The sequence below is a fragment of the Halomonas eurihalina genome, assembly GCF_008274785.1.
GTDB classification, from domain to species: domain Bacteria; phylum Pseudomonadota; class Gammaproteobacteria; order Pseudomonadales; family Halomonadaceae; genus Halomonas; species Halomonas eurihalina.
In genome coordinates this window covers 1-9036 of the sequence record NZ_VTPU01000031.1, presented here as the reverse complement: position 1 = coordinate 9036, position 9036 = coordinate 1, and the positions used below count along the sequence as shown (strand labels likewise).

The following is a 9036-nucleotide window of genomic DNA, read 5'->3' as shown; positions in this document are numbered from 1 at the left end:
GGACCGGTAGTTCAGTTGGTTAGAATGCCGGCCTGTCACGCCGGAGGTCGCGGGTTCGAGTCCCGTCCGGTCCGCCACGATGACAAGCGCAACAATCCAGGCAGTAAACGCGTGGGCGGTTAGCTCAGTTGGTTAGAGCACCAGCCTCACATGCTGGGGGTCACTGGTTCGAGTCCAGTACCGCCCACCACGCGGACCGGTAGTTCAGTTGGTTAGAATGCCGGCCTGTCACGCCGGAGGTCGCGGGTTCGAGTCCCGTCCGGTCCGCCATCTGCTCACGAATTCCAGGCCCCGAGTCGAAAGACTCGGGGCCTTTCGCATGCGCGCGTGTCGAGATCGACTATCCTCCTTGGGCGAATCTCGGGCTTTGCGGAACCCGAGCGACTATCATACAGTTGTTTGAATTTCCGACGCCCGACCACGAGGACTCGACCGTGACTGCATACCCGCATCTCTTCCGTCCCATCACGCTCGGACGCCTGGCCCTGCCCAATCGTGTGCTGATGGGCTCGATGCATACCAACCTGGAAGAAGCGCCGAATGGTTTCGAGCGCCTGGCTGCCTTCTATGTCGAACGCGCCCGTGAGGGCGTGGGGCTGATCGTCACCGGCGGCATTGCACCGAACCCTGAAGGTGCGGTCTTCCAGGGCGCGGCGACCCTGGAACGGCCCGAACAGGTGGCCGATCATCGCCGGGTGACCGATGCCGTGCATGCCGAACAGGGGCGTATCTGTCTGCAGATCCTGCATGCCGGGCGTTACGCCTATACGCCCGAGCCGGTGGCGCCTTCGCCGATTCAGGCGCCGATCAATCCGTCGACGCCACGCGAACTGAGTCGCGACGAGGTCGCTTCGACCATCGATGACTATGTGCGCTGTGCCAGTCTGGCGCGCGAAGCGGGCTACGACGGCGTTGAGGTCATGGGCTCCGAGGGTTATCTCATTAATCAGTTCATCTGCCGGCGTACCAATCGGCGTGAGGATGAATGGGGGGGCGACTTCGAAAACCGCATCCGTTTTGCGGTGGAGATCGTGCGGCGCATACGCGCCGAGCTGGGCGATGACTTTCTCATCATCTTCCGGTTGTCGATGATCGATCTGGTCGAAGAGGGCAGTACCTTCGAGGAAGTGGTGGCGCTGGGGCGCGCCGTGGAGACGGCCGGGGCGGATGTCGTCAATACCGGCATCGGCTGGCACGAAGCGCGGGTGCCGACCATCGTTACCAGCGTGCCGCGGGCGGCGTTCAGTGAGGTGACTCGCCGCATGCGCGATGCGTTGTCGATCCCGTTGATCACGACCAACCGCATCAACATGCCCGAGGTGGCCGAGCGGGTGCTGGCCGAGGGGCGGGCCGATATGGTCTCCATGGCGCGGCCCTTCCTGGCGGATCCGGCCTGGATCGCCAAAGCAAGGGACGGCCGGAGCGAGGAAATCAATACCTGTATCGCCTGCAACCAGGCCTGCCTGGATCACACCTTTCAGGGCAAGTTGACGTCCTGCCTGGTCAACCCCCGGGCCTGCCACGAGACCGAGCTGGTCATCGAGCCGGCCGAGAAGGCGCGGACGATCGCCGTGGTGGGCGGTGGGCCAGCCGGGCTGGCTGCCGCCGTGACCGCCGCCCAGAGGGGCCATGCGGTGACGCTGTACGAGCGTCAGTCCGAACTGGGCGGCCAGTTCAACTATGCCCGGCGGATCCCCGGCAAGGAGGAGTTCGACGAGACCCTGCGCTACTTCCGGGTGATGCTGGATAGGCATCAGGTGAGCGTGCGCCTCGGCACGGCGCCCAGCGTGCATGAGCTGAGCTCCTTCGACGAGGTGATCCTGGCGACCGGTGTGCGGCCGCGTCGGCTGGCGTTGCCCGGTATCGATCATCCCAAGGTGATGTCCTACCCGGCGGCCATCGTACATAGCGAGCGGGTCGGGCCTCGTGTGGCCATCATCGGGGCCGGCGGCATCGGCTTCGACGTGGCGGAGTTGCTCACCCATGCCGGGCATCCTGCCCTGGATGTCGATGCCTGGTGTGAAGAATGGGGCGTCGACCTGACGGTGGCGATGCCGGGCGGGTTGCGCGAGCCACGCCCGCCGATGGTGCCGCGCCGCGTCACCTTGCTGCAGCGCAAGACCTCTAAGCCCGGCAAGGGGCTGGGGACCACCACCGGCTGGGTGCATCGTGCTTCGTTGCGTCACCGCGGCGTCGAGACGCTGGTCGGGTGCGAGTACGTGGGAATCGACGACGAGGGCCTGCACATTCGCCAGGACGGTGAGCCGCGTCTGATCGAGGTGGATACGGTGGTGGTCTGCGCCGGTCAGGAATCGGTGCTCGATGACCTCGAGGCGCTGCGCGAGGCTGGCGTCTCGGTGCATGTCATCGGGGGCGCCGATGAGGCGGCAGAACTCGATGCCAAGCGGGCCATTGACCAGGGGACCCGGGTGGCCGCGTCACTTTGAAAGGTATCAAGGAAGTGAAATTCAACGAAACAAGTTCTCAGCTTGGGGTTCATAGGGAATAGGAGGGTTGTGCAACGTTGAAGGCAACAGAATCGTTACCAGCTAATACTGTCTACGCTGAACTTAGCGATCCCCGGCAGGTTCGCCGCCGACAGTCATAGCCGGGGCGCCGGGTCTAAAGGAGGCTTCGATGAGCATCTTCGATCATGTGCAGAACCGCTATGCCCGTACCCAGCAGGAAGAGATGACCCTGCAGGAGTACCTGGAACTCTGTCGGGAGCAGCCTTCGGCCTATGTCAACGCCGCCGAGCGCATACTGGAGGCCATCGGCGAGCCCGAGGTGATCGATACCGCCAAGGATCCGAGACTGGCGCGGATCTTCTCGAACAAGGTGATTCGTCGCTATCCTGCCTTCGAGGAGTTCTACGGCATGGAAGAGGCCATCGAGCAGATCGTTGCCTACTTCCGGCATGCCGCCCAGGGCCTTGAGGAGCGCAAGCAGATCCTCTACTTGCTGGGGCCGGTCGGCGGTGGCAAGTCGTCGCTCGCCGAGCGCCTCAAGCTGCTGATGGAGCGAGTGCCTTTCTATGCCATCAAGGGATCGCCGGTGCAGGAGTCGCCGCTTGGCCTGTTCTCGCCCGAGGAAGATGGTGAGCTGCTGGAGAAGGAATATGGTATTCCCCAGCGCTGCCTGAAGAGCGTGATGTCGCCCTGGGCGGCCAAGCGCCTTCAGGAGTTCGGTGGCGACCTTTCCCAGTTCCGGGTCGTGCGCCTTTATCCGTCGCGGCTCAATCAGATCGCCATCTCCAAGACCGAGCCGGGCGACGAGAACAACCAGGATATCTCCTCGCTGGTCGGCAAGGTCGATATCCGCCAGCTGGAGCTCTACTCACAGGACGATCCCGATGCCTACAGCTTCTCGGGCGGGCTGTGCAAGGCCAACCAGGGGCTGATGGAATTCGTCGAGATGTTCAAGGCGCCGATCAAGGTGCTGCATCCGTTGCTTACCGCCACTCAGGAGGCCAACTACAACCCCACGGAGGGGATGGGGGCCATTCCCTTTGACGGCATCATCCTGGCGCACTCCAACGAGAGCGAGTGGCAGACCTTCCGCAATAACCGTAATAACGAGGCCTTCCTCGACCGCGTCTATATCGTCAAGGTGCCGTATTGCCTGAGGGTCAGCGAGGAAATCAACATCTACAAGAAGCTGCTCGAGCACTCCTCGCTCAATGAGGCTCCGTGTGCGCCGGATACTCTACGCATGCTGGCGCAGTTCTCGGTGCTCTCGCGGCTCAAGGAGCCGGAGAATTCCAGCGTCTACTCCAAGATGCGAGTCTACGACGGCGAGAACCTCAAGGACACTGATCCCAAGGCCAAGTCGATCCAGGAGTATCGCGACAATGCCGGTGTGGACGAGGGGATGGACGGCCTCTCTACCCGCTTCGCCTTCAAGATCCTGTCCAAGGTGTTCAACTTCGACAACCACGAGGTGGCCGCCAACCCGGTGCACCTGCTCTACGTGCTCGAGCAGCGCCTCGAGCAGGAGCAGTTGCCGCGCGAGACCTTCGAGCGTTATCTGCGCTATATCAAGGAGTTCCTGGCGCCGCGCTATGTCGACTTCATTGGCAAGGAGATCCAGACGGCCTATCTGGAGTCGTACTCCGAGTATGGTCAGAACATCTTCGATCGCTATGTCACCTATGCTGATTTCTGGATCCAGGATCAGGAGTACCGCGATCCCGAGACCGGCGAGCTGTTCGACCGCCAGTCTCTCAACGAGGAGCTGGAGAAGATCGAGAAGCCGGCGGGGATCTCCAATCCCAAGGATTTCCGTCACGAGGTGGTGAATTTCGTGCTCAGGGCCCGGGCCCAGAACAATGGCATGAATCCGAGCTGGCAGTCCTACGAGAAGCTGCGTGGGGTGATCGAACACAAGATGTTCGCCAACACCGAGGAGTTGCTGCCGGTGATCTCCTTCAACGCCAAGGCATCGACGGCCGACCAGAAGAAGCACGAGGACTTCGTGGCGCGCATGGTCGACCGCGGCTACACCGAGAAGCAGGTACGGCTGCTCTCCGAGTGGTATCTGAGGGTGCGCAAGTCGCAGTAGCCTGAGCTACGAGCCGCGAGATGCGAGCTTTCAGTCACCGAGCTTCGAAGCTCGCCGCTCGCTTCTCGCTGCCGCAACGCTACGAGCGGGGAAGTCGGTCTGGGCCGTCGTTCCCCGTGGTGAGCAGCGCCCAGAGGAGGTCAGCATGAGCTATTTCATCGACCGTCGGGCCAACGCCAAGAACAAGAGTGCGGTCAACCGCCAGCGGTTCCTCGATCGTTATCGCAGTCATATCAAGCGGTCCGTCGAGGAGGCGGTCAACCGCCGCTCCATCACCGACATGGGGCGTGGCGAAAAGGTCTCGATACCGACCCGTGACATTTCCGAGCCGGTGTTCCAGCACGGTCCCGGCGGGCGGCGCTCGATCATCGCACCAGGCAACAAGGAATTCGTCGAGGGGGATCGGCTGCGTCGACCCGGAGGTGGTGGCGGCGGTGACGGCGCCGGCGAGGGCGGCGCTTCGAATCAGGGCGAGGGCATGGACGAGTTCGCCTTCAGCCTGACCCGCGAGGAGTTCCTGGATTTCGTCTTCGATGGCCTGGAATTGCCGCATCTGGAGCGCAAGCAACTGGTCGATCTCGACGAGGTCAAGCCGGTGCGCGCTGGCCTGACGCGGGACGGGGTGCCGGCGCGGATCAATATCGTGCGCTCCATGCGTGAGGCGCATGCCCGTCGCATCGCCATGCGCGGTCCGATCAAGCGTGCGTTGCGCGAGGCGCGGGAAGCGCTGGAAGCCGAGGAGCGCAAGGACCCGGTACTGCGCAATCCGGCGCGTATCGACGAGCTCAAGGCCGAGATCGAGCGTCTCGAGAAGCGCCTGGAGGCGGTACCCTTCATCGATACCTATGATCTGCGCTACAACAATGTGATCAATCAGCCCCAGCCGTCCAGCAAGGCGGTGATGTTCTGCGTGATGGATGTCTCCGGGTCGATGACCCAGGCCCACAAGGACATCGCCAAGCGTTTCTTCCTGCTGCTCTACCTCTTCCTGGAGCGCAACTACGAGCGGGTCGAGCTGGTCTTCGTGCGTCACCACACCGCCGCCAAGGAAGTCGACGAGGAGGAGTTCTTCTATTCCCGGGAGACCGGCGGCACCATCGTCTCGAGCGCCCTGACGCTGGTCGACGAGATCATCGAGGCGCGCTATCCGCCGAGCCAGTGGAACCTCTACGTGGCCCAGGCATCCGATGGCGACAACTGGGACGACGACTCCCTGACCTGCCGCGATCTGCTGGTGAAGTCGCTGATGCCGAGGCTGCAGTATTTCACCTATGTCGAGATCACCCCGCATGCCCACCAGGCGTTGTGGGAGGAATACGAGCGCGTGGAGGCCGAGTATGCCGACCGCTTTGCCATGCGCCAGATCGTCGAGGCCGGCGACATCTACCCGGTGTTCCGCGAGTTGTTCCGGCGCCGCGCCGCCCAGTCCTGAGGCGAGGCCAAGGAGGCAGCATGACCGTACGCAAGCCCATCGCCACCGGTTCCGACTGGAGCTTCGAGATCCTCACCGAGTTCGAAGAGGAGATCGCGCGTCTGGCCGATGAATATCGACTGGACACCTATCCCAACCAGATCGAAATCATCACCACCGAGCAGATGATGGATGCCTATGCCAGTGTCGGCATGCCGGTGGGCTACCATCACTGGTCCTTCGGCAAGCAGTTCCTGGCCGTGGAGCAGGCCTATCGACGCGGTCAGATGGGGCTGGCCTATGAGCTGGTGATCAACTCCAACCCCTGCATTGCCTACCTGATGGAAGAAAACACCCTGATGATGCAGGTGCTGGTGATGGCTCACGCCTGCTACGGGCACAACTCCTTCTTCAAGGGCAACTACCTGTTCCGTACCTGGACCGACGCCGACTCCATCGTCGATTACTTGCTGTTTGCCCGCCGTTATATCGCCGAGTGCGAGGAGCGTCATGGCGTGACCGCCGTGGAGCAGCTGCTGGATGCCTGTCATGCCCTGCAGAATCATGGGGTCGACCGTTACAAGCGGCCCTCGCCGATCTCCGCCGAGGAGGAGGAGCGTCGTCAGAAGGAGCGGGAGACCTATCTTCAGGCGCAGGTGAATACCCTGTGGCGAACGATCCCGGGGCGTGCGCCAGTAGGCGACGGCTTGGGCGAGGGTGATGACGAGGAAGACCCGCTGGGGCTGCATGAAGGGGGGCGCTATCCACCGGAGCCCCAGGAAAACCTGCTCTACTTCATCGAGAAGAATGCGCCGCTGCTGGCGCCCTGGCAGCGCGAGGTGGTGCGTATCGTGCGCAAGCTCGCTCAGTACTTTTATCCGCAACGCCAGACCCAGGTGATGAACGAGGGCTGGGCAACCTTCTGGCACTACACCCTGATGAATCGCATGTTCGACGATGGCGTGGTGGACGAGGGGCTGATGCTGGAATTTCTCCAGTCGCATACCGCCGTGGTGCAGCAGCCGCCCTTCGACAGCCCGGCCTTCAATGGCATCAATCCTTATGCTCTGGGGTTTGCGATGTTCTCCGATATCCGGCGCATCTGCGAAGAGCCCGCGGAGGAGGATTACGAATGGTTTCCGGACATCGCCGGTAGCGACTGGCGCGACACGCTGCACTTCGCCATGCGCAACTTCAAGGACGAGTCCTTCGTCCAGCAGTTCCTGTCGCCCAAGGTGATTCGCGACCTCAAGCTGTTCAAGGTGGTGGATGACGACCAGGACGAGATGCTCGAGGTGGCCGCGATACACGATGAGCGTGGCTATCGGCGCATCCGCGAGGCCCTGGCGGCCCAGTACGCCCTGTCGGTGCGCGAGCCCAATATTCAGGTCTATTCGGCGGACATCCGTGGTGATCGCTCGCTGACACTGCGTCATGTTCAGGACCATCGTCGCCCCCTGGCGCGCAGCGTCTATCCGGTGATGCGTCACCTGCACCAGCTATGGGGATTCCCGGTCAAGCTGGAGTCGATGGATCAGGGCGAAGTGGTGCGTCGCTATCACTGGCCGTTGTCGGAGGGTGAAGACGCGCCCGAGTCTGGCTGATCGAGATGCGTGACACTGCTATAATCGCCGCAGTCGCGGTGGTTTGCTACATCGCGTGTCGTTCAGCCAAGGACAGCCGAGGAGTGCCCGATGCAGAATGCCGTGATCCTGATCAATGCCGAGAAGGGCAAGATCCAGTCGGTGGCCGAGCGCCTGGCGGATGTCGAGGGCATCAGCGAGGTCTTTTCCACTTGTGGCCGTTACGACCTGGTGGCTATCGCCCGTACTCGGGACTTCGAGAGCCTGGCCGAACTGGTGACCGGTCGACTCGATGAAGTAGAAGGCATTCGCGAGACCGAGACCCTCAACGCCATGCAGGTGCACTCCCGCCACGATCTCGAGACCATGTTCTCGCTCGGTTGGTAAGCCCGCTTGGCCGTCACGAGACGGCCTTTGCCCCTGACAGGAACGGATTCCCTGAATGTTTCGTCATACTTTCCTGCGCCGCATGATGCGGCGCGCCGGCATTGCCGTGCTGTTTGCGGCGGTCGGCAGCGGGCTCTGGTATATGCAGGAGCGCGAGGTGCGCGACCGGCTGAGCTGGATGGGCGTGCCGACCTGGTCGGAGCTGACGCCGCTGAGTCTGCATCGAGTGCTGCGTAACGACGGTTATCTGATCGGCTGGTCGGATGTGCGGGTGAGTTCGTTATGGGCGAGCTATACCCTGCGTGCGGTGGACAATCCCCAGGCAGGGGAGCGCCCCGGCTTTCAGCGCGACTGGCGTTCCCTCTGGCCGGTCACGCCGGACAGTTACTCGCACAGCGGCTATGACCGGGGGCATCTGGCGCCCAACTATGCCATCGCCGTCGTGCACGGCCGCGATGCTCAGCGCGATACCTTTCTGATGAGCAACATGACTCCGCAGCGCCCGGATCTGAATCGTCAGCTATGGCAGCGTCTCGAGGAGGTGGTGATCGATCGCTTCGTACCGCGTTTTGGCCACTTGCAAGTCATTACCGGGCCGGTATTCGACGACGACTTCCTGCAGGGCATGCTCGATCGTGTGGGGCTGGTGGAAGTGCCGGAGGCCTTCTACAAGATCCTGGTGGTGCCGGGTGAGCAGCCGAGGGCCCTGGCTTTCGTGATGCCCCAGGACGTGAACGGTGACGAGCCCCTGGACCGCTTCGTGGTCAGCATCGACGAGATCGAGGCGCGTACCGGGCTGGATTTCTTTCCACGGCTCTCGCCGTCAGCAGCCGAGGCGCTGGAGGCTGGGGTGTCCACCGAGGGCTGGGGGCTCGAGGAAGTCTCGCGGTTGCCGGGGCGCTTCTGAACGAACCGGAAGCACGAATCGGGAACACAAAAAAACCGCGATCCGAGGTCGCGGTTTCCAATAGGGATATTCTGAAAGGCTCTTGAAACTACAGCTGCATGACGCGGGATGTGGTGCCCAGGAGAGGACTTGAACCTCCACGTCCGTAAGGACACTAGCACCTGAAGCTAGCGCGTCTACCAATTCCG

The 9036-nt window shown here is 62.5% G+C and carries 6 protein-coding genes and 3 tRNA genes; all 9 read left to right on the top strand.

The features are described 5' to 3' along the window. The 9 genes from FZZ93_RS18025 (at position 1) to FZZ93_RS17985 (ending at position 8848) form a co-directional block, all read left to right on the top strand. Positions 1–77 (top strand) — tRNA-Asp (locus FZZ93_RS18025). Positions 78–113: 36 nt separating this feature from the next. Then, positions 114–190 (top strand) — tRNA-Val (locus FZZ93_RS18020). Between the two features lie 3 nt (positions 191–193). Further along, a tRNA-Asp gene (locus FZZ93_RS18015) sits at positions 194–270 on the top strand. Between the two features lie 164 nt (positions 271–434). Next, a complete protein-coding gene (locus tag FZZ93_RS18010) occupies positions 435–2447 on the top strand; it encodes an NADPH-dependent 2,4-dienoyl-CoA reductase (protein WP_149323681.1) in 2013 nt (670 codons plus the stop codon). 190 nt (positions 2448–2637) lie between these two features. Continuing rightward, positions 2638–4560, top strand: a complete 1923-nt coding sequence (locus tag FZZ93_RS18005) for a PrkA family serine protein kinase (RefSeq protein ID WP_149323680.1) — start codon at positions 2638–2640, stop codon at positions 4558–4560. 145 nt (positions 4561–4705) lie between these two features. After that, a complete protein-coding gene (locus FZZ93_RS18000; protein ID WP_149323679.1) occupies positions 4706–5992 on the top strand; it encodes a YeaH/YhbH family protein in 1287 nt (428 codons plus the stop codon). Between the two features lie 20 nt (positions 5993–6012). Further along, positions 6013–7575 (top strand): SpoVR family protein, encoded by a 1563-nt coding sequence (locus FZZ93_RS17995; protein WP_149323678.1) that lies wholly within the window; start codon positions 6013–6015, stop codon positions 7573–7575. Between the two features lie 90 nt (positions 7576–7665). Then, positions 7666–7941, top strand: coding sequence for an Lrp/AsnC family transcriptional regulator (locus FZZ93_RS17990; protein ID WP_013333286.1), 276 nt, complete (start codon positions 7666–7668; stop codon positions 7939–7941). Between the two features lie 55 nt (positions 7942–7996). Then, entirely contained in the window at positions 7997–8848 is an 852-nt protein-coding gene (locus FZZ93_RS17985) for a DNA/RNA non-specific endonuclease (RefSeq protein ID WP_149323677.1), read from the top strand. The last annotated feature ends 188 nt before the right edge of the window (positions 8849–9036 follow it).

What these genes read in the sequence shown, in the direction of transcription:
- FZZ93_RS18005 (WP_149323680.1), top strand. Translation starts at nt 2,638, where the DNA reads ATGAGCATCTTCGATCATGTGCAGAACCGCTATGCCCGTACCCAGCAG.
- FZZ93_RS18000 (WP_149323679.1), top strand. Translation starts at nt 4,706, where the DNA reads ATGAGCTATTTCATCGACCGTCGGGCCAACGCCAAGAACAAGAGTGCG.
- FZZ93_RS17995 (WP_149323678.1), top strand. Translation starts at nt 6,013, where the DNA reads ATGACCGTACGCAAGCCCATCGCCACCGGTTCCGACTGGAGCTTCGAG.
- FZZ93_RS17990 (WP_013333286.1), top strand. Translation starts at nt 7,666, where the DNA reads ATGCAGAATGCCGTGATCCTGATCAATGCCGAGAAGGGCAAGATCCAG.
- FZZ93_RS17985 (WP_149323677.1), top strand. Translation starts at nt 7,997, where the DNA reads ATGTTTCGTCATACTTTCCTGCGCCGCATGATGCGGCGCGCCGGCATT.